Source organism: Streptomyces sp. 4N124, from assembly GCF_052245395.1.
Taxonomy (GTDB): Bacteria; Actinomycetota; Actinomycetes; order Streptomycetales; family Streptomycetaceae; genus Streptomyces.
The window spans coordinates 103,740-128,227 of the sequence record NZ_JBQQBS010000019.1 but is presented as its reverse complement, the minus strand read 5'-3'; the positions used below and the strand labels follow the sequence as shown (position 1 = coordinate 128,227).

21 protein-coding genes are annotated in these 24,488 nt (G+C 69.4%); 10 read left to right on the top strand and 11 right to left on the bottom strand.

Going from position 1 to position 24,488, the window contains the following annotated elements; genetic code table 11:
• Window positions 1-10: 10 nt before the first annotated feature.
• Window positions 11-3,040, bottom strand: a complete 3,030-nt coding sequence (gene uvrA / locus ACTWQO_RS21080; protein ID WP_443238865.1) for an excinuclease ABC subunit UvrA — start codon at window positions 3,038-3,040, stop codon at window positions 11-13.
• Between the two features lie 224 nt (window positions 3,041-3,264).
• Here uvrA and ACTWQO_RS21075 point away from each other — a divergent pair, with 224 nt between their 5' ends.
• A complete protein-coding gene (locus ACTWQO_RS21075) occupies window positions 3,265-3,951 on the top strand; it encodes a maleylpyruvate isomerase family mycothiol-dependent enzyme (protein ID WP_443238864.1) in 687 nt (228 codons plus the stop codon).
• Between the two features lie 44 nt (window positions 3,952-3,995).
• The gene (locus ACTWQO_RS21070) at window positions 3,996-4,652 is read left to right on the top strand and encodes an MBL fold metallo-hydrolase (RefSeq protein WP_443238863.1); all 657 of its coding nucleotides are present in this window, start codon (window positions 3,996-3,998) and stop codon (window positions 4,650-4,652) included.
• Window positions 4,653-4,905: 253 nt separating this feature from the next.
• Here the strand turns inward: ACTWQO_RS21070 and aroQ are convergent, their stop codons facing one another.
• Entirely contained in the window at window positions 4,906-5,379 is a 474-nt protein-coding gene (gene aroQ / locus ACTWQO_RS21065) for a type II 3-dehydroquinate dehydratase (protein WP_301979074.1), read from the bottom strand.
• Between the two features lie 103 nt (window positions 5,380-5,482).
• Here aroQ and ACTWQO_RS21060 point away from each other — a divergent pair, with 103 nt between their 5' ends.
• Together ACTWQO_RS21060 and ACTWQO_RS21055 are read left to right on the top strand one after the other, a co-directional pair.
• On the top strand, window positions 5,483-6,526 hold the full coding sequence (locus ACTWQO_RS21060) for a S66 family peptidase (RefSeq protein ID WP_443238862.1): 1,044 nt from the start codon (window positions 5,483-5,485) through the stop codon (window positions 6,524-6,526).
• Between the two features lie 62 nt (window positions 6,527-6,588).
• Window positions 6,589-7,893, top strand: a complete 1,305-nt coding sequence (locus ACTWQO_RS21055) for an MFS transporter (RefSeq protein WP_443238861.1) — start codon at window positions 6,589-6,591, stop codon at window positions 7,891-7,893.
• Between the two features lie 69 nt (window positions 7,894-7,962).
• On the opposite strand, the gene ACTWQO_RS21050 is transcribed toward ACTWQO_RS21055, so the two are convergent.
• The 7 genes from ACTWQO_RS21050 to ACTWQO_RS21020 form a co-directional block, all read right to left on the bottom strand.
• Window positions 7,963-9,063 carry a calcium:proton antiporter gene (locus ACTWQO_RS21050; protein WP_443238860.1) on the bottom strand — a complete coding sequence of 367 codons (1,101 nt, stop codon included), beginning with the start codon at window positions 9,061-9,063 and terminating at the stop codon, window positions 7,963-7,965.
• A gap of 97 nt (window positions 9,064-9,160) precedes the next feature.
• On the bottom strand, window positions 9,161-9,463 hold the full coding sequence (locus ACTWQO_RS21045) for a hypothetical protein (protein WP_443238859.1): 303 nt from the start codon (window positions 9,461-9,463) through the stop codon (window positions 9,161-9,163).
• A gap of 131 nt (window positions 9,464-9,594) precedes the next feature.
• Window positions 9,595-10,596 (bottom strand): TerC/Alx family metal homeostasis membrane protein, encoded by a 1,002-nt coding sequence (locus tag ACTWQO_RS21040; RefSeq protein WP_443238858.1) that lies wholly within the window; start codon window positions 10,594-10,596, stop codon window positions 9,595-9,597.
• Window positions 10,597-10,819: 223 nt separating this feature from the next.
• The gene (locus ACTWQO_RS21035) at window positions 10,820-12,781 is read right to left on the bottom strand and encodes a TerD family protein (protein WP_443238857.1); all 1,962 of its coding nucleotides are present in this window, start codon (window positions 12,779-12,781) and stop codon (window positions 10,820-10,822) included.
• 50 nt (window positions 12,782-12,831) lie between these two features.
• Window positions 12,832-13,410, bottom strand: a complete 579-nt coding sequence (locus ACTWQO_RS21030; RefSeq protein ID WP_443238856.1) for a TerD family protein — start codon at window positions 13,408-13,410, stop codon at window positions 12,832-12,834.
• A gap of 139 nt (window positions 13,411-13,549) precedes the next feature.
• On the bottom strand, window positions 13,550-15,688 hold the full coding sequence (gene uvrB, locus ACTWQO_RS21025; RefSeq protein WP_443238855.1) for an excinuclease ABC subunit UvrB: 2,139 nt from the start codon (window positions 15,686-15,688) through the stop codon (window positions 13,550-13,552).
• A 40-nt stretch (window positions 15,689-15,728) separates the two neighbouring features.
• Complete coding sequence (locus ACTWQO_RS21020; protein WP_443238854.1) at window positions 15,729-16,595, bottom strand: MHYT domain-containing protein; 867 nt, start codon at window positions 16,593-16,595, stop codon at window positions 15,729-15,731.
• 284 nt (window positions 16,596-16,879) lie between these two features.
• Here ACTWQO_RS21020 and ACTWQO_RS21015 point away from each other — a divergent pair, with 284 nt between their 5' ends.
• The 3 genes from ACTWQO_RS21015 to fdhA all read left to right on the top strand — a co-directional run bounded on the left by ACTWQO_RS21015 (window position 16,880) and on the right by fdhA (window position 19,749).
• Window positions 16,880-17,758 (top strand): glycerophosphodiester phosphodiesterase, encoded by an 879-nt coding sequence (locus ACTWQO_RS21015; RefSeq protein WP_443238853.1) that lies wholly within the window; start codon window positions 16,880-16,882, stop codon window positions 17,756-17,758.
• 49 nt (window positions 17,759-17,807) lie between these two features.
• Window positions 17,808-18,362, top strand: coding sequence for a methylated-DNA--[protein]-cysteine S-methyltransferase (locus ACTWQO_RS21010; protein WP_443238852.1), 555 nt, complete (start codon window positions 17,808-17,810; stop codon window positions 18,360-18,362).
• Between the two features lie 160 nt (window positions 18,363-18,522).
• Window positions 18,523-19,749, top strand: a complete 1,227-nt coding sequence (gene fdhA, locus ACTWQO_RS21005) for a formaldehyde dehydrogenase, glutathione-independent (protein ID WP_443238851.1) — start codon at window positions 18,523-18,525, stop codon at window positions 19,747-19,749.
• 94 nt (window positions 19,750-19,843) lie between these two features.
• On the opposite strand, the gene ACTWQO_RS21000 is transcribed toward fdhA, so the two are convergent.
• On the bottom strand, window positions 19,844-20,272 hold the full coding sequence (locus ACTWQO_RS21000) for a VOC family protein (protein WP_443238850.1): 429 nt from the start codon (window positions 20,270-20,272) through the stop codon (window positions 19,844-19,846).
• Window positions 20,273-20,374: 102 nt separating this feature from the next.
• On the opposite strand from ACTWQO_RS21000, the gene ACTWQO_RS20995 reads away from it, so the two are divergent.
• Window positions 20,375-21,280, top strand: coding sequence for a pseudouridine-5'-phosphate glycosidase (locus ACTWQO_RS20995; RefSeq protein ID WP_443238889.1), 906 nt, complete (start codon window positions 20,375-20,377; stop codon window positions 21,278-21,280).
• Entirely contained in the window at window positions 21,277-22,227 is a 951-nt protein-coding gene (locus tag ACTWQO_RS20990; protein ID WP_443238849.1) for a carbohydrate kinase family protein, read from the top strand. Before ACTWQO_RS20995 ends, ACTWQO_RS20990 begins: the two co-directional genes overlap by 4 nt.
• 55 nt (window positions 22,228-22,282) lie before the next feature.
• Here the strand turns inward: ACTWQO_RS20990 and ACTWQO_RS20985 are convergent, their stop codons facing one another.
• Window positions 22,283-23,077 carry a methyltransferase domain-containing protein gene (locus ACTWQO_RS20985; protein ID WP_443238848.1) on the bottom strand — a complete coding sequence of 265 codons (795 nt, stop codon included), beginning with the start codon at window positions 23,075-23,077 and terminating at the stop codon, window positions 22,283-22,285.
• 241 nt (window positions 23,078-23,318) lie between these two features.
• Between ACTWQO_RS20985 and ACTWQO_RS20980 the strand changes: the two genes are divergently transcribed.
• On the top strand, window positions 23,319-24,446 hold the full coding sequence (locus tag ACTWQO_RS20980) for a magnesium and cobalt transport protein CorA (RefSeq protein WP_443238847.1): 1,128 nt from the start codon (window positions 23,319-23,321) through the stop codon (window positions 24,444-24,446).
• The last annotated feature ends 42 nt before the right edge of the window (window positions 24,447-24,488 follow it).

Here is a 24,488-nt window from a genome sequence, read left to right as displayed (position 1 = left end):
GTGAGTCCGCTCAGGCCTTGCGGGCCCGAGTGGTCTTCTTCGCGGGCGCGGCCTTCTTGGTGGCGCCGGCCGCTTTCTTGGTCGCAGTGTTGTTGGCGGTCCTGGCCGTGGTCGTCTTCTTGGTGGTCGACTTGGCCGCGACCGTCCTTTTGGCCGCCGCCCTGCTCGGAGCCGTGACGTCGGCCGCGTCGCTGATGCGGTCGGCGCCGAGGATCGCCTGCAGGAACTTGCCCGTGTGGCTGGTGGGAACTCCGGCGACCTCCTCGGGCGTGCCCTCGGCGACGACGAGACCGCCGCCCGCGCCGCCCTCGGGGCCCATGTCGACAACCCAGTCGGCCGTCTTGATCACGTCGAGGTTGTGCTCGATGACGATGACGGTGTTGCCCTTGTCGACCAGGCCGCCCAGCACTGTCAGCAACTTGCTGATGTCCTCGAAGTGCAGACCCGTCGTCGGCTCGTCCAGGACGTAGACCGTGCGTCCGGTGGAACGCTTCTGGAGCTCGCTGGCGAGCTTCACGCGCTGGGCCTCACCGCCGGACAGGGTGGTCGCGGACTGGCCGAGACGGACGTACCCGAGACCGACGTCGTGCAGTGTCCTGAGGTGGCGGGCGATCGCGGGGACGGCCTCGAAGAAGTGCAGGGCCTCCTCGATCGGCATGTTCAGGACCTCGGCGATGGACTTGCCCTTGTAGTGGACCTCCAGGGTTTCCCGGTTGTAGCGGGCGCCGTGGCAGACCTCGCACGGGACGTACACGTCCGGGAGGAAGTTCATCTCGATCTTGATCGTGCCGTCGCCCGCGCAGTTCTCGCAGCGGCCGCCCTTGACGTTGAACGAGAAGCGGCCGGGCTGGTAGCCGCGGACCTTCGCCTCGGTCGTCTCGGCGAACAGCTTGCGGACGTGGTCGAAGACGCCGGTGTACGTCGCCGGGTTCGACCGCGGGGTGCGGCCGATGGGCGACTGGTCGACGTGTACGACCTTGTCGACGAGGTCGTCACCGTCCACGCGCGTGTGCCGCCCCGGAACGCTGCGGGCTCCGTTGAGCTCGCGGGCCAGGTGCGTGTACAGGATGTCGTTGACCAGCGTCGACTTGCCGGAGCCGGACACGCCCGTGACGGCGGTGAACACGCCGAGCGGGAACGAGACGTCGATGTCCTGGAGGTTGTTCTCGCGGGCGCCGTGCACCGTGAGCCGGCGCGTCGGGTCGTGCGGACGCCGGATGTCGGGCAGCGGGATGGACTTCTTGCCGGACAGATACTGCCCGGTCTGCGACTCGGGGTTGTCGAGCAGTTCCTTCAGGGAACCGCTGTGCACGACCTTGCCGCCGTGCTCACCGGCGCCGGGGCCGATGTCGACGACCCAGTCGGCGACCTTGATGGTGTCCTCGTCGTGCTCGACGACGATGAGTGTGTTGCCCATGTCGCGCAGCCGGACGAGGGTCTCGATGAGCCGGTGGTTGTCGCGCTGGTGCAGGCCGATGGACGGCTCGTCGAGGACGTACAGGACGCCGACGAGACCGGAGCCGATCTGGGTGGCCAGGCGGATGCGCTGGGCCTCGCCGCCGGAGAGCGTGCCGGCCGCGCGGTTCAGCGAGAGGTAGTCCAGGCCGACGTCGACCAGGAACCGCAGCCGCTCGTTGACCTCCTTCAGCACGCGCTCGGCGATCTTCTTGTCGCGGGCGCTGAGCTTCAGCTCGCCCAGGAAGTCGGCGCAGTCACTGATGGACATCGCGGAGACCTCCGCGATCGACTTCTCCATGATCGTGACCGCGAGGACGATCGGCTTCAGGCGCGTGCCCTCACAGGTGGGGCAGGGCACCTCGCGCATATAGCCCTCGAAGCGCTCACGGCTGGCGTCGCTCTCGGCCTCGCTGTGCCGGCGCTTGACGAAGGGGACCGCGCCTTCGAAGGGCGTCGTGTACACACGCTCGCGGCCGTACCGGTTTCGGTACCGGACCTCGATCTGCGTCTTGTGCCCGTGCAGCAGTGCCTTCTTGGCGCGCTGCGGAAGCCCGGCGAAGGGGATGTCCGTCCGGAATCCCAACGCATCCGCGAGGGCGCCGATCAAGCGGCCGAAGTAGTCCTTGGTGTGGCCGTGCGACCAGGGGTGGATGGCGCCCTCGTCGAGGGACTTGTCCTCGTCCGGGACGATCAGCTCGGGGTCGACCTCCATGCGCGTGCCGATGCCGGTGCACTCGGGGCAGGCGCCGAAGGGCGAGTTGAAGGAGAAAGAGCGGGGCTCCAGCTCCTCGAAGGACAGGTCGTCGTACGCGCAGTACAGGTGCTCCGAGTACATGCGCTCGCGCTCGGGGTCGTCCTCGGGGAGGTCGACGAAGTCGAGCACGACCATGCCGCCGGAGAGGCCGAGCGCGGTCTCGACGGAGTCGGTGAGGCGGCGCTTGGCGGAGTCCTTCACCGTGAGGCGGTCGACGACCACCTCGATGGTGTGCTTCTCCTGCTTCTTCAGCGTGGGCGGGTTGGAGAGCTGGATGGTCTCGCCGTCCACCCGCGCGCGGGAGTAGCCCTTGGTCTGGAGATCGGCGAAGAGGTCGACGAACTCGCCCTTGCGCTCGCGCACCAGCGGCGACAGCACCTGGAAGCGGCTCCCCTCCGGCAGCTCCAGGACCTTGTCGACGATGGCCTGCGGCGACTGCCGCGTGATCGGGCGGCCGCACTCGGGGCAGTGCGGCTTGCCGATGCGGGCGAAGAGCAGGCGCAGATAGTCGTAGACCTCGGTGATGGTGCCGACCGTGGAGCGCGGGTTGCGCGAGGTCGACTTCTGGTCGATGGAGACGGCCGGGGACAGGCCCTCGATGAAGTCGACGTCCGGCTTGTCCATCTGCCCGAGGAACTGGCGGGCGTACGAGGACAGCGACTCCACGTACCGCCGCTGGCCCTCCGCGAAGATGGTGTCGAAGGCCAGCGAGGACTTGCCCGACCCCGACAGGCCCGTGAAGACGATGAGCGAGTCGCGCGGCAGGTCGAGCGAGACATTCTTGAGATTGTGCTCGCGCGCGCCACGGACGATGAGACGGTCGGCCACGCCGGTCCGCACCTTTCTTGAGAGAAGTGACAGGGGCGAGGCCCCCGTGCTTTCTCAGACTAGGGGGAGCCACTGACAACGCCGGGTCGGATTCCCGAAGGCATAACAATCCCGGGCCATCCAGCATGCCCGACGCCGCCACCGACGATATAGCACGGGCTTTCGATTTACGGCACACGTTCACCACCTTCACCCAAAGGTGTGGCGGGACTAGGGTCAGCACCATGATTGATCACGCTCGTGACCTGGTGTCTGTACGTGACGCGACGGAACGACTGCTCAGCGCAGCCGTCAAGCTGGACGACGCGGCGGTGACCGAGCCGTCACGGCTTCCCGGCTGGACCCGTGGCCATGTCCTCGCCCACCTCGCCCGCAATGCGGACGCCCTCGTGAACGTGCTCCAGGGCCGGCCCATGTACGTCTCCGGAGAGGCGCGGGACGCCGACATCGAGCGGGACGCCCCGCGCCCCCTCGACGTCCAGCTCGCCGATGTGCGGGACAGCGCCGCTCGCTTCCAGGAGGCGGGGGCCGTGCCCGCGGACTGGTCACGCACGGTGGAGCTGCGGGGTGGAGTGACCGACTCGGCGTCCCGGGTGCCGTTCCGGCGGTGGGTCGAGGTGGAGCTGCACCATGTGGACCTCGGGATCGGGTACGAGCTGGAGGATCTGCCGGAGGAGTTCGTCGAGCGGGAGATCGACTTCCTCGCGGCGCGGTTCACGGGCCACAGCGACGTGCCGCCCACCCGCCTCACGAACGGCACGCGCGTGTGGAGCACGGGCCGGGCGTCCGGTGCACCGGACGTCACCGTCACGGGGAGCCGGCCCGACCTGCTCGGCTGGCTCGCCGGGCGCCGGGACGGCTCCGGGCTGACCGCGGACGGCGGTCCGCTGCCCGCACTGCCCCCGCTGTAGGGCGTGGTCGGTTCTGCGGCACCTCCCCGCTATAGGCTGCCGCCATGACGTACAGCGGAGAGGTGACGGTCGGCGGCCCGGCGCAGGTGCACGAGCTGAAGGACCTGATGATCACCAAGATCGCGGTCGGTCCGATGGACAACAACTGCTATCTGCTGCGCTGCCGGGCCACGGACGAACAGCTGCTGATCGACGCCGCCAACGACGCGGAGACGCTGATCGGCATGATCGGTGACGACGGCATCGCGTCCGTCGTCACCACGCATCAGCACGGGGACCACTGGCAGGCGCTCGCCGAGGTCGTCGCGGCCACCGGCGCCCGCACCTACGCCGGGCGGGACGACGCCGACGGCATCCCCGTGCCGACCGACGTCCTGGTCGACGACGGCGACACCATCCGGGTGGGACACGTGGAGCTCACCGCGCGCCACCTGGTCGGGCACACGCCGGGCTCCATCGCCCTCGTCTACGACGACCCGCACGGACATCCCCATGTCTTCACCGGCGACTGCCTCTTCCCGGGCGGCGTGGGCAACACCCGCAAGGACCCGAAGGCGTTCGCCAGCCTGATCCACGACGTCGAGACGAAGATCTTCGACGCCCTCCCGGACGAGACCTGGGTCTACCCGGGGCACGGCAACGACACGAGCCTTGGCGCGGAGCGACCACATCTGCCGGAGTGGCACGCGCGGGGGTGGTGAGGGCAGGCGTGGAGGGCGCGCGCACCCCGTGTGAACCTTTCACACGCGCCGGAGCCCTGCGCACGCTCCCGGCGTACGTGGTTGCGCAGTCAACTGGAAGCAGCCCCGCGCAGGATGACGGCTCCTGCGTGGCACGGGCCGCCGGTCCTTCGATCCCCGCCCTCGGCCGGCGGCCCCGGCGTATGCCTCACACGGGGTGCCGCGATCGTGGAAGCGGGGCGGCGGTAAGGGGCAGGCGCCTGGCCGACGGGACTTACGCCTCGGTCTGCGCCGCGCCCACGAGCGCGGCGACCCGCTCCACGCCGAACACATACCCCTGGACTCCGCAGCCCGCGATGACCCCGTTGGCGCGCAGCGAGACATACGAGTGGTGCCGGAACGACTCGCGCTGGTGGATGTTGGAGATGTGGACCTCCAACACCGGCATGCCGTCACAGGTGTTGAGTGCGTCCAGAATCGCCACCGACGTGTGCGAGTAGGCGCCCGGGTTGATCACGATGCCGCAGTGGTTCAGCCGCGCCTCGTGGATCCAGTCGACCAACTCACCCTCATGGTTGGACTGCCGGAAGTCCACCGTGCCGCCGTGCGCTGCCGCCGCCTTGGCGCACATCGCCTCGATGTCGGCGAGGGTGTCGGAGCCGTAGATCTCCGGCTGGCGCTGACCGAGCAGGTTCAGGTTGGGGCCGTTGAGGATCATGATCGGGGCGTTGGCCAGGGTGCGGGGCACGGTTCCTCCGGTCCGTCACGGGTGGGGCGATCCGTCGAGGACCGCTGCTCGGACCCGGTTTATCACGGTGCGCCGACAGCGCGACCGGCCCTACCCTCCCTGGATGACGATCTCGTACCCGCCCAAGCTGTCGCCGGGTGACCGTATCGCCGTGATCTCGCCGTCCGCCGGTCTCGCCGGGCTCTTCCCGCGCCCGTACGAACTGGGCATGGAGCGGCTGCGCAAGGAGTTCGGCCTTGAACCGGTCGAGTATCCGGCGACCCGGACGATGGGCTCGACGCCCCAGGAGCGCGCCGACGACATCCACGCGGCCTTCTCCGACCCCGACATCAAGGCAGTCATCGCCTCGATCGGCGGCGACGACCAGATCACCGTACTTCCGCTGCTGGACCGGGAGTTGATCCGGGCGAACCCGAAGCCGTTCTTCGGGATGAGCGACAACACGAACCTGCTCGCGTATCTGCACAACACGGGGATCGTCGGCTACCACGGCGCGTCCGTGATGGTCGAGCTGGGCCGTCCCGGCGCCATGCACCCGCAGACCGCCGACTCCCTGCGGGCAGCGCTGTTCACCTCGGGCGAGTATGAACTGCGGCCCGCCGAGCACTGGCGGGACATCGACCGCGACTGGGCGGATCCGGCGACCTTCGACGCGCAGCCGGAGACCCGGCCGGGCACCGGATGGACCTGGCGGAACGCCGACCAGGTGGTCGAGGGCCGCAGCTGGGGCGGCTGCCTGGAGATCCTCGGCTGGCTGCTGATGGCCGACCGGGAGATCTCGCACGACCTCACCGAGTACGACGGCGGAGTGCTGTTGCTGGAGACCTCGGAGGATCTGCCGAGCAGCGACGAGGTCTTCCGCACCCTGCGGAACATGGGCGAGCGCGGGCTGCTCCAGCGGTTCGCCGCGCTCCTGATGGGCCGCCCCAAGACCTGGTCCTTCGAGCACCCCAACAGCCCGGAGGAGAGCGTGCGTTACGCGGCCGGGCAGCGCGAGGCGGTGGTGCGGGCGCTGGAGGCGTACGCCCCCGATCTTCCGGTGGTCTTCGATGTGGACTTCGGACACACCGATCCCCAACTCGTCATCCCCTACGGAGGCACGATCCGCGTCGACGGCCCGGCCCGGCGCATCACGGTGACGTACTGAGGCACGTCCCGCGCCCCCGCGCGCTCCCGTAACCGTTGATCACCGTGGGTAGTTGACGCGGCATGCACGACGTACGCACCGTAAGGGCACCCTCCATGCTGCGGCTCGCGACCGCCTCGCTCGCCGGGACGGCCATCGAGTTCTACGACTTCTTCGTCTACGGGACCGCGGCGGCACTGGTCCTGGGGCCGCTGTTCTTCCCGACCTTCTCACCGGTGGCGGGGACGCTGGCCGCGTTCGGAACGTTCGGCGTGGGCTTCGTCGCCCGGCCGCTCGGCTCGGTGCTGTTCGGGCACATCGGGGACCGGCACGGCAGACGTCCGGTCCTTGTCGCGTCGCTGCTCCTCACCGGCGCTTCCACGGTCGCGGTCGGCTGCGTGCCGACGTACGACACGATCGGTGTGGCCGCTCCCGTGCTGCTCCTCGTCCTGCGGTTTCTGCAGGGGCTCGGGCTCGGCGGGGAGTGGGGCGGGGCCGTGCTGCTGACGGCGGAGCACGCGCCCGCCGAACGACGCGGGCTGTGGTCGAGCTTTCCGCAGGTCGGGCCGGCGCTGGGGTTCCTGCTCGCCAATGGCGTGATGCTGGCGCTGTCGGCGACGCTGACCAACGCGCAGTTCGCGACCTGGGGGTGGCGGGTCCCGTTCTGGGCGGCCGGAGTGCTCGCCGTGGCGGGGCTGTGGCTGCGCTCCTCCCTCACCGAGAGCCCCAGCTTCCTCGAAATCGACGACCACGCGCGCGTGCCGCTCGCGGAGGTGGTGCGCGACCACTGGAGGCTCGTCCTGCTGACCGCCGGTGCGCTCGCGGTGGGGTACGCGATCTTCTACGCCGTGACGACCTGGTCGCTCGCCTATGCGACGGAGCGGCTCGGGGTGAGCCGTACCGTCATGCTGACCTGCATCATGGCCGCCGTGGTGGTGAAGGGAGCCCTCACGCCGGTCGCGGCGCTGCTGGGCGACCGCTGCGGCCGACGGCCCCTGTGCCTGGTGGGGTGCGCTGCCGCCGCCCTGTGGATGTTCCCGATGGTCGCGCTGCTCGCCACGGGTGCGCCGCTGCTGATGTTCCTCGGCTTCCTGGGGGCGATGCTGGCGTTCATCACGATGTTCGCCGTGATCGCCGCGTATCTGCCGGAGTTGTACGAGCCGCGGGTGCGCTGCACCGGCGCCGCGGTGGGCTACAACCTCGGCGGGGTTCTCGGCGGCGCGCTGACGCCGATCGTGGCGACCGCGCTGGCCGAGCAGAGCGGCCGTGTGCCATGGGGCGTGGCCGCGTATCTGACGGGGATCGCACTGCTCAGTCTGGGGTGCTTCGCGCTGCTGCCGGAGACGCGCCCGGTACGGGTGGTGGCGACGGAGGCTGCCGCGGGATGACGGATGGCGCGTAATCGCTTGCGCAAGCGTTTGCGCAAGCGACTATGCGCCATGAGTCGATGAATTGCCTTATGGATTGATCGCCAGCTCCAAGTACGCCGCGAACAGCACCAGATGGACCCCTCCTTGGAGTGGCGTGGCCCGTCCTGGCACGACCGTCAGGGAGCTGACCACCACGGTCAGTGCGAGCAGCACCATGTGGGTGGAGCCGAGGCCGAGGACCAGCGGCCCGGACAGCCACACCGACGCCAGCGCGACGGCGGGGATGGTCAGGCCGATGCTGGCGATCGCCGAGCCGAGCCCGAGATTCAGGCTGGTCTGCACCCGGTCGCGGCGGGCGGAGCGCAGCGCGGCGATGGTCTCGGGGAGCAGCACGAGCAGCGCGATGATCACACCCACGACGGCGTGGTGCAGTCCGGCGGCGGCAACGCCGGACTCGATGGTCGGCGACACCCCCTTGGCCAGGCCGACCACGCCGATCAGAGCGAGGCCGAGCAGTCCCAGGCTGATCCCGGCGGCACGGGCGGAGGGCGCGTCCGCGTGCTCGTCGGCGGTGATCACCTCGCCCTGCCGGGTGATCGGGAGGAAGTAGTCACGGTGCCGCACGGTCTGGGTGGCGACGAACAGGCCGTACAGGATCAGTGAGGAGAGCGCGGCGAAGGTCAGTTGGACGCCGGAGAACTCGGGGCCGGGCCTGCTCGTGGTGAATGTCGGCAGGACCAGGCTGAGCGTGGACAGCGTGGCGACCGTCGCGAGAGCGGCGCCGGTGCCTTCGGGGTTGAAGACGGCCGTGCCGTGACGGAGTGAGGCGACCAGGAGGCACAGGCCGACGATGCCGTTGCAGGTGATCATCACGGCCGCGAAGACCGTGTCCCGGGCGAGGGTGGAACTCTTGTCGCCGCCGTCCGCCATCAAGGTGACGATCAGGGCGACCTCGATGATCGTGACGGCGACGGCGAGCACGAGGGAGCCGAAGGGTTCCCCGACCCGGTGGGCGACGACTTCGGCATGGTGGACGGCGGCCAGTACGGCGCCGGCGAGCACCAGCGTCACCACGGCGACGACCGCGCCAGGCAGGTCTCGCCCCCAGGTGAGGATCAGGAGGATCGCGGCGAGCACCGGCACGAGGAGCGTCCACTGTGTCGTGAGCGACCCGAGCCGAGCGATCATGCGGTGATCGTCGCAGACCGGAACAGGCCACGCATTCCGGTCCGGCCGTCCGGGCCCCGCCGCTCCGGCCCTGCGGGGCCTGTCCGGGGACGCCGGGCTACTTGAGCTCGCGCATGTCCAGCACGTCGCAGTTGGTGTAGGTGCGTTCACCGATGCTCAACGCGCCCAGTTGCTCCGCCAACTTGGTCGTCTCGGGGTCTTCGCTGTTGCGCATGGCGTCGTCGTACGAGTCGAACTCGAGCACGGCGAGGTAGCGGCGGGGGTTGTCGCGGTCCTTCAGAAGCATGCGGTGTGTGGGGCCGCCGGCCTTGCCCGCGTTGCGCTGGGCGAACTCCTGGAGCTGTTGCTCCATTTCCTCAAGGCGCTCGGTCTCGAAGCCGATGATCTGCACGAACTTCATGGGTGCCTCCACCCGGACGCGGCGTCCCCGGGGCGGGGAACGCGCTCAAGACCCAAACAAGCACCGGGAGCGGTGCCCGGCAATTCGCCGCGCACCGCTCCCGGTGATGGTTGTTTCTACGCCCGAAGCGGTCAGGCCTCGATGTCGGCCTTCGGAGCGCCTTCGGCCTCCTTCTGCGCCTCCTCGGCCGCCGCCTGCTTCTTCGACGCCCGCAGACTGGTGATCGTGGTCACGATGAGGACCGAGCAGATCACGCCGAGCGAGACGGGGATGGAGATCTCGGGGACGTGGACCCCGGACTCGTGCAGGGCGTGCAGCACCAGCTTGACGCCGATGAAGCCGAGGATGATCGACAGGCCGTAGCTGAGGTGGACCAGCTTCTTCAGCAGGCCGCCGATGAGGAAGTACAGCTGCCGCAGACCCATCAGCGCGAACGCGTTGGCCGTGAAGACGATGTACGGGTCCTGGGTCAGGCCGAAGATCGCGGGGATCGAGTCGAGCGCGAACAGGACGTCGGTGGAGCCGATGGCGAGCATCACGACCAGCATCGGGGTCATGACCCGCTTGCCGTTCTGCTGAATCCACAGCTTGGTGCCGTGGTAGCGGTCGGCCACACCGAAGCGACGCTCGGCGGCCTTGAGGAGCTTGTTCTCCTCGAACTCCTCGTCCTCCTCGTCGGCCCGGGCCTCCTGGATCAGCTTCCAGGCGGTCCAGATCAGGAAGGCGCCGAAGATGTAGAACACCCACGCGAAGCTGGCGATGATCGCGGCGCCCGCGGCGATGAATATCGCGCGCAGCACCAGGGCTATGAGCACACCGACGAGCAGCACGCGCTGCTGGTACTGCGAGGGCACGGCGAACTTCGCCATGATCAGGACGAAGACGAAGAGGTTGTCGACGCTCAGCGACTTCTCGGTGATGAACCCGGCGAAGAACTCACCGGCGGGCTGTCCGCCGCCGAAGACGAGCAGACCGAGCCCGAAGAGACCGGCCAGAACGATCCAGACGATCGTCCAGATCCCGGCTTCCTTGATGGATACGTCGTGCGGCTTGCGGCCGATGAAGAAGTCGACCGCGATCAGGGCGGCAAGCCCCAAGATCGTCAGGACCCACAGGGTCACGGAAACATCCACTGCGCCTCCGGCAGTACGTAACGGCAAATGTCAGCGTCGTCGCTGCCGGAGGTCTCTTCCACCCAAGTGGGCCGACGCCCCGGGATCTGGCCTGATCCGTATTGACGGGTACGCCGCAGTAGTCAGGGAGTACTCCCCTCCGCACGAAAAACAGTACCCCAATCACCAAGGAAAGGTAAAGCGCTTGGCAAAAGAAAGGCCAAAAACCCTGGTCAGACAGGCTTTACCTGTGCTTGGTGCGGGCTATGGCGACCTGGGTGAGCACCTGCTGGAGCACCTGGCTGCCGTGCGGTACGAGGCACGGCTCGTATGTCCACGCATGGCCGACCCACGGGTCGGCGAGGTGGTCGTCGGGTACCGGCGTGAGTCGCATCAGCGAACGCCACAGCGGGTCGAGCAACGGGCCGTAGCCGGCGGCCTCCTCGCGATCAGCGACCATCATCAGATGGACGCCGACAGCCGGGCCCTCGTCCGCGAGGTAGCGCAGCTGAGTCACGGCCCGGTCGTCGAAGCCGTGCGGGAAGTCATTGACGATGAGCAGTTGCTCGGAGGTGTCGAGGCCGGGCGGGAGCGAGTCGGCCGCGCCGCCGCGCACCGCCATCTGCACCAGGTCGACACGTTGAGTGAGCCGGGCGAGGACGTCCGACACACCGGCCGCCCCGATGGCGGGCGGCGCCGCGAGCACGCCGGTCTGCACGAGCGGTGCGAGCGCCTGTGCTCCCGAACCGGCGGGGTCGATGGCATGCACGGTGAACTCACCCGCCGGATAGACGGCGAGCAGCCGGGCCGCATGCGCCACCGCTGTCTCCATGGCCAACTGCCGCAGGTCATGGGAGTCGCTGTACACACCGTCGAGCGATCCGGACCGGCCGCTGTCGATCCACAGGCCCCGCTCCAGCGGCAGCCTGACCAGCATGGGTATGCGCAGCTCGGGACACTCGGGCAGATGCAGATCGCCGAGGCGCAGGGCCATGGGGATCTCCATCGGCACCCGGTAGCCGTGCCACACCGGATTGTCCCAGCGGGCGAACGCCAAGGGCAGCGCCGGCTCGACGACTTCGATCTCGGCGGTGAGCTGGGCGAGGTCCCGGTCAAGGACCATCCTGGCCTGGTCGACGAGCTGAGTGTGCTTGGCCCGTGCGGTCTCCCGCGCGGCGTCACCCTGTCCCCCGATCCGGCTGCGCGGGTCGGACAGGACCTGGTCGAGTTCCTTCTCCATCCGCGAGTCGGCGAAGTCGACGGCACTGCGGTAGGCGGCCGTGGTGCGGGCCAGGTCCTCGAACATGCCCCAGACCTGGTTGTAGAGCCGCTCCTCCATCGACCAGCCGGTCGCGTCACCCGCGACGGGCCGGGCGGGCTGCCCCGGCTGGGCCGGGGGTGCGCTCGGCGGGGGCGGGGGCGGAGCCGCGTTCTGCCGGCGTGGATGGCTGTAGTCGATCGGGCCGCCGGCGCCGGACGCGGATGGCTGGGTGGCGGCCGAGGGGTCCGCCGATCCGGTGGGGTAGCCCTGCCGGGGCTCCGGGGCGCCCTGAGCGCCGTACGGAGAGCCGGTCTGGTCCGGGCCGAGGGCCGGTGCGGCCGCCTGCCGGGAGCGGTCGCCGTCCGAGGTGCGCGGTGCCTGCACCGAGCGGGCCACGCCCTGGGCCACCGCCTCGTTGATGCCACCGGCGAGCTGGTGGGCCTGGGGCAGGCCCTGGTCGGCGAGAAGCTCGGCGAGGCCGCCGGCGTACCCCTGGCCGACGGCACGCATCTTCCAGGCGCCCTGCCTGCGGTACAGCTCCAGGGCGACGACTGCTGACTCGGCCTCCAGGCCGGTGATGGTGTAGCTGGCGATCTCGGTGCCGTCGAGGCCGGTGACCGCGACGAAGGGGGCGGCCACGGCGCCGAACTGGACCGGGCCTCCCACCCCGCAGGGCAGGGCGAGCAGCACACTGACCCGGTGCACGGCCTCCGGCATGGCGCCGAGGTCCACCGCGAGGCGATGGTCGGCGGCCGCCTGCCGGGAGACCTCCAGGCCCGGCAGGGTGGGTGTGCCCGGGTGGGCCACCCACTCGACGCCCTGCACCTTTCCGCGCTCGTCGCTGAGCGTGGCTCCGGCGACGATCGGCTTGTCGGCCGAGACCCGGATCTCGAGGCGGGCCTGGGAGAGCGGGTGGTTCTGCCCCCGCACCAGCTCGGCCGTCATGCCTGCGTCCCCCTGTGCTTCATCGTGTTGTGTGCTGCCCGCCGGGCGCGTTACAGGTGCGGCAGGATCGCCGGCATCAGGTCCTGGAAGGTACGGCCGTTGGCCTGGGTGCCCAGGGCCGTCATCGTCCAGCCCGGGCCGCTGCGGTGCACCTTCGCCATGATCTGGGCCGTATAGGCACCGCCGCCGGCGAGCGTGTAGCGGGCGAGCTCCTCGCCGTTGGTCTCGTCGACGATGCGGCAGAACGCGTTCTGCACCTCCTGGAAGGTCTGGCCCGTGAAGGAGTTCACGGTGAAGACGATCTGGTCGATGTGGACCGGGACACGCGCGAGGTCGACGAGGATCGCCTCGTCGTCGCCGCCCTGGCCGACACCGCCGACCAGGTTGTCACCGGTGTGCCGCACCGAGCCGTCGTCGCTCACCAGATGGCGGAAGAAGACGACGTCGACCGGCTGCTTGTCCGCGAACAGTACGGCGGAGGCGTCGAGGTCGATCTCCCGGGTGCGCGAGCCGAACAGGCCGCGCCGGGGAGCCGCCTGCCAGCCGAGACCCATGCGCACCGAAGTCAGGCTGCCGCCGTCGTTCTTCTGCAGACTGATGGCCTGACCCTTGGTCATGTTGACGGTCACGCGCTGATTCCCCTCTCGAACTGTCCCCTGTTGCCGCGGAGTCCGCGGATGACGTGAACCCTACGCAGAGCCACTGACAGTGACGTACCCCGGTCCGCACTTTGTGTCGGTCTTGCAACACAGCGCGTTCGACGCGAGGTCAGGACAGCCCTGCCTCCTGCATCTGGCGCAGTTCCTTCTTCATCTCGGAGACCTCGTCGCGCAGCCGTGCCGCGATCTCAAACTGGAGGTCGGCGGCGGCGGCACGCATGCGCTCGGTCATCTCCTCGATCTGCCCGGCGAGCTCGGCTGCCGGGCGGTCGGTCGGCACGGTCTCCTTGGCCTTGCCTTTGGCGGGCTTGCCGCCCTTGGCCGCCTTGGCGCCGAGCGAGGGCACGGGGGCCTTGGCGCCCTTGCCGTCCGTCATCTTGCGGTAGCCCGAGCCGAGGAGCTGTTCCGTGTCGATGTCTTCGCGGGCGATCTGCGCGACGATGTCATTGATCTTCTTGCGGAGCGGCTGGGGGTCGAGGCCCCTCTCCTTGTTGTACGCGACCTGCTTCTCCCGTCGGCGGTTGGTCTCCTCGATGGCCTTCTCCATCGCCGGGGTGATCTTGTCGGCGTACATATGGACCTGGCCGGAGACGTTGCGCGCCGCGCGGCCGATGGTCTGGATCAGGGACGTCCCCGAGCGCAGGAAGCCCTCCTTGTCGGCGTCGAGGATGGCCACCAGGGACACCTCGGGCAGGTCGAGGCCCTCCCGGAGGAGGTTGATTCCGACGAGGACGTCGAACTCGCCCGAGCGCAGCTCGCGCAGCAGCTCGACGCGGCGCAGGGTGTCGACGTCGCTGTGCAGGTAGCGCACCTGGATGCCGAGTTCGAGGAAGTAGTCCGTGAGGTCCTCGGCCATCTTCTTGGTGAGTGTGGTGACCAGGACGCGCTCGTCCTTCTCGGTGCGCTTGCGGATCTCGTGCACCAGGTCGTCGATCTGGCCCTCGGTGGGTTTGACGACGACCTCGGGGTCGACGAGGCCGGTGGGGCGGATGATCTGCTCGACGAAGCCGTCCCCGCGCGAGAGCTCGTACTTGCCCGGCGTCGCGGACAGGTAGACGGCCTGGCCGATGCGCTCCTGGAACTCCTCCCACTTCAGGGGGCGGTTGTCGAGGGCCGAGGGCAGCCGGAAGCCGTGGTCGACGAGGGTGCGCTTGCGGGAGGCGTCGCCCTCGTACATGGCGCCGATCTGCGGGACGGTGACATGCGACTCGTCGATGACGAGCAGGAAGTCGTCCGGGAAGTAGTCGAGGAGGGTGTTCGGCGGGGAGCCGGGCTCGCGGCCGTCGAAGTGCATCGAGTAGTTCTCCACCCCGGAGCAGGAGCCGATCTGGCGGAGCATCTCCAGGTCGTACGTCGTGCGCATCCTCAGCCGCTGGGCCTCCAGGAGCTTGCCCTGCTTCTCCAGTTCCGCCAGGCGCTCCCCGAGTTCCTTCTCGATGTCGTTGACGGCCCGCTCCAGGCGCTCGGGCCCTGCGACGTAGTGGGTGGCCGGGAAGACGTACAGCTGGTCGTCGTCGCTGATGATCTCGCCGGTGACCGGGTGGAGCGTGGACAGGGCCTCGATCTCGTCGCCGAACATCTCGATGCGGACGGCCAGCTCCTCGTAGACCGGGAAGATCTCGATGGTGTCGCCGCGGACGCGGAAGGTACCGCGGGTGAAGGCCATGTCGTTGCGCGTGTACTGGATGTCCACGAAGCGGCGCAGGAGCTGGTCTCGGTCGAGTTCGTCGCCGACCTTGAGGGGGACCATGCGGTCCACGTACTCCTGTGGAGTACCGAGGCCGTAGATGCAGGAGACGGAGGCGACCACGACGACGTCACGGCGGGTGAGCAGCGAGTTGGTCGCGGAGTGGCGCAGTCGCTCGACCTCCTCGTTGATGGAGGAGTCCTTCTCGATGTAGGTGTCCGACTGCGGGACGTAGGCCTCGGGCTGGTAGTAGTCGTAGTACGAGACGAAGTACTCGACGGCGTTGTTCGGCAGCAGCTCCCGGAACTCGTTGGCCAGCTGGGCGGCCAGTGTCTTGTTCGGGGCCATCACCAGGGTGGGCCGCTGAAGCTTCTCGATCATCCACGCGGTGGTGGCGGACTTGCCGGTGCCGGTCGCGCCGAGGAGGACCACGTCCTTCTCACCGGCCTCGATACGCCGGGCTAGCTCGGCGATGGCCTGCGGCTGGTCGCCGCTGGGCTGGTAGGGGCTGACGACCTCGAAGGGCGCCACCGTGCGTTCGATGCTGGAAACGGGCCGCATGGAATCCACCGTACGACCCCCCACTGACAACGCGGCCTGATCACCTGTTCTGCGGGGTGCGAGAACTCCGGCCGCCCACTCTGCGGCGGGTGCGGATCATCGGGCGCCGAGTGGTGTGCGGGAGGGTGGAGTGCGCCGGGATGCCGGGCTTGTTCTCGACGGGGACCCCGGCGGGCTTCCCCATGATCATGAGCGGGTCGAACATCACCACGACGCCCGCGAGGAGGAGGAAGGCCAGCGGGCCGACCATGATGGGCGCGAGGATGCCGGCCGGGGAGTCCCCCGAGGTGGGAGCGCTCGCGGTGTGGACGTGGACCTTGAGCGCGGCCATGCCCGTGTAGTGCATACCGCTGACGGCGAGTCCCATGACCAGGCTCGCCCCCACGCTCCACATGAACCCTCTGACCTGTCCGGCCGCCCACAGGGCGGCGGTGGCCGCGACCATGGCTATGACGACGGACGCGGCCACGGTGAAGGTGTTGTACTCCAGGTTTCCGTTGAGGCGCATTCCGGCCATGCCCAGATAGTGCATGGAGGCGATGCCCAGGCCGGTGATGGTGCCTCCGGTGAACAGAGCCGTTCCCCGCGCGCCCTTGTAGCCGACTATGAAGATCCCGATGCCCACCATGACGATGGCGACGCCCAGGCTGGCGAAGGTCGTCAGCATGTCGTAGCGGATCGGGGCGCCCACGACGGTGAAGCCCATCATCGCGACGAAGTGCATGGTCCATATGCCGGAGCCGATCGCGGCCGCGCCCAGGGCCAGCCATCCCGGTCTCCAGGACTGGGAGACCAGCATGGACCGCGTGGTGCAGCGCAGACCGAGCGCACCGCCGAGGCAGGCCATCAGGTAGGCCACCAGCGGTGTGACGAGTCCGTAGCTGAATCCGTCGACCGTGCCCTGCATGCGCGGCTGCCCTTCCACCCTCTTACGTCCCGGACCTACATGAAACAAGCCCCCCATCCCAGGACCACCGACGAGCGGTCAAGGTTGTGGCAGAGAGTATGTCTCCACCCGGAACGGTCGAACGATTATCCGGCAAAGAAACACGCCCTTGCCGCACTTGTGCGGCACCAGTGAGCGGAGTCGGGCAACTTCATTCAACCTGTGGCCATTCTGTACCCCTCCGCCGTTGACCCTCCGCTGTCACAGTCGATCTGTCCGTGATCGCCTCGACGCGAGGAGTACGCATGCACGCGCGCGCAGTCGCCACCGCGAGCACCGCGGTGGTCCTGGGCACCGCCGCCCTCCTGCTCCCCACCTCCGGTGCGCAGGCCGACCCCACCGCCGAGCCCCCTACGGTCATCGCGCACCGCGGGGCCTCCGCGTACGCGCCCGAGAACACTCTGGCCGCCATCGACAAGGCGGCCGAGCTGGGCATCGACTGGGTCGAGAACGACGTCCAGCGCACCAAGGACGGCGAGCTGGTCGTCCTGCACGACGACAGCCTGGCGCGCACGACCGACGTCGAGGACGTCTTCCCCGGCCGGGCTCCCTGGAAGGTGAAGGACTTCACCGCGGCGGAGATCGCCCGTCTCGACGCGGGCAGCTGGTTCGGCTCCGCCTACGCGGGCGCGCGCGTGCCGACGCTGCGGCAGTACGTACGGCGCGTGGAGCACCACCACCAGAAGCTGCTCCTGGAGATCAAGAATCCCGGGCTGTATGCCGGCATCGAGCGGGAGACCCTCAAGGTCCTCGGCAACGAGGGCTGGCTGGATCAGCAGCACGTCGCCGGTCGGCTGATCGTCCAGAGCTTCAGCGCGGACAGCATCCGGACCGTCCACGAGATCAAGCCCGACGTCAAGACTGGCTTTCTCGGCACACCGTCCGTGGCGGCCCTTCAGGAGTACGCACGCTTCACCGACCAGATCAACCCGTCCTACCTCACCGTTTCGACGGGCTACGTCTCCGCCGTCCACGGGTTCACCGGTCCGCGCGGCAAGCCGCTGGAGGTCTTCACCTGGACCGTCGACGACGCGCGGACCGCCCGCCGGGTCGCCGGGTACGGCGTCGACGGCATCATCACCAACAGGCCGGACTTGGTGCGGGACGCGGTCGAGGGGCCCTGAGTTCGGTGCGGCCAGGGCGTTGTCAGTGGCGGGCCGTACGGTGGAGCGCATGGACAGCCATGGGCAGTACGAGCAGCAGGTCGTGTGGACCGTCGTCGGCACAGACATCGGTCCGCTGCTGCTGGCCGCGACCCGCGACGGCCTGGTCAATGTCGTGTTCCACGCCACGGAGGCGGTGCGCGACAAGGCCCTCGACCGGCTCGGGTCCCGGCTGGGCAGCGAGCCCGTCGAGGCACCGGACTCCCCGCTGCTGGCCGAGGCGATACGGCAGTTCAAGGCGTATTTCGCGGGTGAGCGGCGGGCCTTCGAGCTGCCGCTGGACTGGTCGCTGATCTCGGGGTTCAACCGGGAGGTGCTGCGCGAGCTGGCCTCCGGCGTACCGTACGGCGCGGTCGTCGGCTACGGCGATCTCGCCGGGCGGGTCGGTCAGCCCGGCGCCGCCCAGGCGGTCGGACTGGCCATGGGCGCCAATCCCCTGCCGGTCGTCGTGCCCTGCCACCGGGTCGTGGAGAGCGACGGCGGCATCGGGGGGTTCGGGGGCGGCCTGGAGACCAAGCGGCAGCTGCTGGCGCTGGAGGGGGTGCTGCCCGAGCCGCTGTTCTGAGGGTTCCGGCGGACAGGCGTCTCCAAAGGCGAGCCGACGGTAAGCCCTTTGCTCCGGTCCTGCGCGGAGACTGGCCGGGAGGCGGAGCCGGTAGCAGACTCCGCCATGCGCACAGCCACTGGCATCCGAGGGCTCGGAGCCGAAGGGACGGCGATCACGCATGAGCGGAAACAGGGCAGTCGCATATCTCAAGCCGGGCGCGGTGGAAGTGACGACCATCGACTACCCGACGCTTGAACTCCAGGACGGGCCGGGGGTCGCACCCGAGAACGTCGGCCGCAAGTGCCGGCACGGAGTGATCCTCAAGGTGCTCGCCAGCAACATCTGCGGAAGCGACCAGCACATGGTGCGCGGGCGGACGACCGCGCCCGAAGGGCTGGTCCTCGGACACGAGATCACCGGCGAGGTCGTCGAACGGGGCCCGGACGTCGAGAACATCGACGTCGGCGACATCGTCTCCGTACCGTTCAACATCGCCTGCGGGCGATGCCGCAACTGCAAGGAACGCAACACCGGCATCTGTCTGAACGTCAACCCGGCCCGCCCGGGGGCGGCTTACGGCTATGTCGACATGGGCGGCTGGGTCGGCGGCCAGGCCGAGTACGCCATGGTCCCCTACGCCGACTTCAACCTGCTGAAGTTCCCGGACCGGGACCAGGCACGCGCGAAGCTGCTCGACCTGACCATGCTGTCGGACATCTTCCCGACCGGCTTCCACGGCGCCGTGAGCGCGGGCGCCGGGGTCGGTTCGACGGTGTACGTCGCCGGGGCGGGCCCGGTCGGTCTGGCGGCTGCCGCGTCCGCGCAGCTGCTGGGGGCCGCCGTGGTCGTCGTCGGCGACCTCAACGCCGAACGCCTCGCCCAGGCGCGGAGCTTCGGCTGCGAGACCGTCGACGTGTCGCGCGGCAGTGTGGGCGAACAGATCGCGCAGATCCTCGGGGAACCCGAGGTGGACGTCGCGGTCGACGCGGTCGGCTTTGAAGCCCGGGCCCATGGCCCGGATGCTCCGGAGGCGCCCGCGACAGTCCTCAACTCGCTGATGGGCATCACGCGCGCGGGCGGTGCCCTGGGCATTCCGGGGTTGTATGTCACGGACGACCCGGGCGGGGTCGACGAGGACGCGAAGTCAGGGACGCTGAAGGTGCGGCTCGGCCTCGGCTGGGCCAAGAGCCACCGGTTCACGACCGGGCAGTGCCCGGTGATGCAGTACCACCGGGGCCTGATGATGGCGATCCTGCACGAGCGTGTGCACATCGCCAAGGCGGTCAACGCGACCGTCATCGGTCTGGAGGACGCACCACGCGGCTACGCCGAGTTCGACCAAGGCGCGAGCCGCAAGTACGTGCTCGATCCGCACGGGGCGCTGCAGGGGGTACAGCCGGTCTGAGCGTCCGGCAGAACGAGCAGGGGGTGCTCACACGCGCGTGAGCACCCCCTGTCATGGCCTTGCTGCGTCTTGGCCTTGCTGCAAACAGTGGCCCCTAGTCGTAGTGGCGGGCCTCGAAGACGTTCCCGTCCGGGTCACGGAAGTAGAAGCTGCGCTTCGCCAGGCCGCGGGCGCCGAAGGAGTCGTACGAGATGTCCGACACCGGAACGGAGCCCTCCTCCAGGCGTCCACGGAGGGCGTCGAAGTCGTCCGCGGCCAGGGCGACGCAGACGTGGTTGACCGGGTGTCCGGCGCTGTCCGCGGCGCCGGGGAGCATCTTCATGCGTTCCGCCATGGTCTGCGGCATCAGGTCGAGAATGGTCTCCTCATTGAGGCGTACGGAGGGGAAGGGGACCTGGCCCGCGGCGAAATCGGTGAGCCTCAGGGGCTCCATGCCGAGGGTCTTCTCGTAGAACTCGGCCGAACCGATCGGGTCGTTCACCCAGAGGACGACGTGGTCGAGACGTGTGGTGTGGTCCGTCATGCACCCCAGGCTGGTGCTCTCCCCCACAGGCCGCAAGGGTTTGACGTGGCGTGCCGCCCGCCAGAGATGAGGGAAGACCGAACGACAGGAGGCAGGCGCGTGGTGCTGATGGTGTCCGAGGAAGTACGGGAGGCGGTCGACGCGCGTCGACCGGTGGTGGCCCTGGAGTCCACGATCATCGCGCACGGGCTGCCGCGCCCGCGCAATCTGCAGGTGGCGCTGGAGCTGGAGGCCGTCGTACGGCAGCAGGGTGCCGTACCGGCGACGATCGCCGTGCTGGACGGGCGGCCTTATGTCGGCCTGGACAAGGAGCAGCTGGAGCGGATCGCCAACGAGGACGGGATCCGCAAGCTGGGCCATCGTGACCTGCCGCTCGCCGTGGCGTCGGGTGCGAGCGGGGCGACCACGGTGTCGGCGACGGCGCTGCTGGCGGCTTCGGCCGGCGTCCGGGTGTTCGCGACGGGCGGTCTGGGCGGGGTGCACCGGGAGTGGACGGTGACGCAGGACGAGTCGGCCGACCTGGGGCTGCTGGCCCGCACCCGGATCACCGTGGTGTGCGCGGGCGTGAAGTCGATCCTGGACGTGCCGGCCACGCTGCAGCGGCTGGAGACGCTGGGTGTCGCCGTGGCGGGGTACGGCACGGACCGCTTTCCCGGCTTCTATCTGTCCGACTCGGGGCATCCGGTGGACTGGACGCTGCGGACGCCGGAGCAGGCGGCGGACGTCATGCGGGCGCAGGACGCGCTCGACGGGCCCGAGTCGGCGCTGATCGTCGCCAATCCGGTGCCCGAGGACGAGCAGTTGGATCCAGAGCAGCACGCGCGCGTGCTGGCCGACGCGCTGCGCGCGTGCGAGGAAGAAGGCGTCAGCGGACAGGCGGTCACGCCGTTCCTGCTCGACTACCTGGTACGGCACACCGAGGGTGCCTCACTGAACGCCAATCTGGCGGCGGTACGCGGCAACGTACGGCTGGCGGCGCGGATCGCGGCGGCCTGGGCCGGGGCGTGACCGCGGGACCGCAGGGCGCGCTGCTGGTCGTCGGGGACGTCGTCACGGACGTCGTCGCCCGGCACCGGGGGCCGCTCGCCTCGGGTACGGACACTGCCGCGACGATCCGCACGGTGCCGGGCGGCGCGGGCGCCAACGTGGCCTGCTGGGCGGCTCATTGGGGCTGTCCCGAGGTGCGGCTGCTCGGCCGGGTGGGCGCGGACGCGAGCGCGTGGCACGACCAGGAGCTGGTCGACTGCGGAGTACGGCCCCACCTCGTGGTGGACCCACAGGCCCCGACCGGAACGGTGATCTGCCTGGTCGACACGGATGCCGCGGCCCAGCGGACGTTCCTCACCGACAGTGGAGCGTCGTTGCGGTTCGAACCCGGCGACTGGTCGGCGGCGCTGCTGGACGGGGTCGCATGGCTGCATCTGTCGGGCTACCTGCTGTTCTCCGAACCGAGCCGGGCGCTGGTGGCCGTGGCCCTGGAGTCGGCACGCGCGCGTGGCGTGCCGGTGAGCATGGATCCGGCGTCCGCCGGTTTTCTAGCGGAGCTGGGCGTCGACCGCTTCCTGGCGCTGGTGGAGGGTGTGGACGTCCTGCTGCCCAGCCGTGACGAGGCGTGTCTGCTGACCGGGCTGCCCGATGCGGCGGACGCGGCGGCCAAGCTGAGTCGCCATGTCCCGCTGGTGATTGCCAAGCAGGGCGATCAGGGCGCGCTCGTGGCCCGGTCCGGCACCGTGTCCGCCCATGTCCCCGCGACATCGGCGACACCGACGGACACGACGGGAGCGGGCGACGCCTTCACGGGCGCCTTCCTCGCGACGCTGCTGGCGGGCGCCGGGCCCGAGGACGCGGCGGCGGAAGGATGCCGGGCGGGTGCGCTGGCGGTGGAACGGGTGGGTGGCAGACCGCCGGCCCGCGATGCCGACGGGGCGAGGGCCAGAAAACCGGTGCATGACTGACGACGGGCTGCCTCGCACGCGGTGCCTCCCGTCGGCCGACATCCCGCTGTCAGCCCTACGCCCTGCGTCCCCACGCCGAGATCAACGGGGCGGTGGCCAGATCCATGGTGCCGGAGACGACGTTCGTCAGGTGCCGGTCGATGTCGGCGTCCGTGGCGAGGCCCGCCGTGACGAGCTGGTCGCGAATCTGACGGATCGTCGCGGATTCCAGGGCGGCGCAGGCGGGTGAGGCGACCGGGAAGTACGCGTCGGCCTCCACACCGCGCAGTCCGGCCTCACGCAGCAGGCGCGGGAGCGTGCGGCCGTACGCGAGGTCGGCGCCGCGATCGGCGAGAAGTTGGCGGAAGCCGGTCCGTAGCCGGTTCGCCAGCTCCTGGTCGGGGCCGTACTCGTCGGGGCAGGTCAAGGGTTGCAGGGCAGGGTCGGCGTCCTCGATCAGGAGCCGTCCGCCGGGACGCAGGGCCTTGACCATGGAGCGCAACGCCCGTTCCCGGTCCGGCACATGGACGAGGACGAGCCGGGCGTGCACCAGGTCGAACCCCTCCCCCGGCGGCTCGTGGGCACCCACGTCATGGACGTGGACCTCGACCGGGGGCCGGGCGGCCGGGGCGAGGTGCGAGATGTCGATGTCGGTCGCGACGACCTTTCCGGTCGGACCGACCTTCTTGGCCAGCCAGGACACCACGGAGGTGCCACCGGCGCCGACCTCCCAGCAGCGCCAGCCGGGTCCGATGCCGAACCCTTCGAGGTGCCGGAACGTCGTGGGGTCGAAGAGGGTGGCGAAGGCGTCGAAGCGCTCGGCCGCCTCGGTCTGCCGGTTGTCGAGAAGGTATCCATCGCTTCGCGTCATGCCGTGATCATCCCATTCGCTCCACTTGCCCGGATCGCCGACGCTCCGGTAGGACGATCCGATCGGAGACGACCCTGCCCGTCTTCGCCACCACGTCGCGGGGCCGCCCAACGTTGTGCACAGCCGGGAACAAAGCGGAATTGGCTGTACCCACAGGCCCGCCCAACAGTCCGGCGGAGCTGGCAAACTGGCACGCCAGGGCGCAGAAATGCGGCGCGGAGATCCACGCAAGGAGATCCAGATGGCGATGGCAGGGAATCTGCGGAAGGTGACGGGCCTCGGCAGGGTCGGTGGCCTGCGCAGAGTGGCGCGGCTGGCCCGGCGGCGCCCGCGCGTCGACCTGAGCCATCCCGCCCGGTCCCCGCTGGGTTCCTCGGTGGTGAACTGCGTGACCTACCGGGACGGCGCCCGGGATCTCGCCGGCGGCGATCTGGTCGATGCGGTGCAGCGGGTGCGCAAGCACGGCGACGGTTTCGTCTGGCTCGGCCTCCACGAGCCGACGGACCAGGAGTTCGCGGGTATCGCCGAACTCTTCGACCTGCACCCGCTGGCGGTCGAGGACGCGATCGAGGCCCACCAGCGCCCAAAACTGGAGCGCTACGACGAGACGCTGTTCGCGGTGTTCAAGACGGTCTGCTATGTCGAGCACGAGGAACTCACGGCGACAAGCGAGGTGGTGAACACCGGCGAGATCATGGTGTTCGTCGGCCGGGACTTCGTGATCACCGTGCGGCACGGACGACACGGCTCGCTGGGCCCGCTCCGTGAGGAGCTGGAGTCCGACCCCCAGCAACTCGCGCAGGGTCCCGCGGCGGTGCTGCACGCGATCGCGGACCATGTGGTCGACGACTATCTGAGCGTCACCGACTCGGTGCAGGGCGACATCGACGAGGTCGAGACGGCGGTGTTCGCGGAGAACGGCGCGCGGGTCGACCCGGGGCGTATCTACCAGCTCAAGCGCGAACTCCTCGAACTGAAGCGGGCCGTGGTTCCGCTCGGCCGCCCGCTCGAGGATCTCGCCACCCGGCCGATACGGGTGGTCGATCCGGAGATACAGGCCTACTTCCGCGACGTCTCCGACCACTTGCTGCGCGCCAAGGAGCAGATAGCCGCCTTCGACGAGCTGCTCAACTCGATCCTGCAGGCGCATCTGGCCCAGGTCACCGTCGCGCAGAACGAGGACATGCGGAAGATCACGGCGTGGGCCGCGATCATCGCCGTACCGACCATGGTCTGCGGGGTGTATGGCATGAACTTCGAGCACATGCCGGAACTGCACTGGCAGTTCGGCTATCCGTTGGTCATGGCCGTGATATCCGTCGCCTGTCTGACGCTGTACCGCGGCTTCCGGCGCAGCGGCTGGCTCTGAGCGGCGTCCTGCCCGACGAGGTCCGCCCCCGTCCGGCGCCGT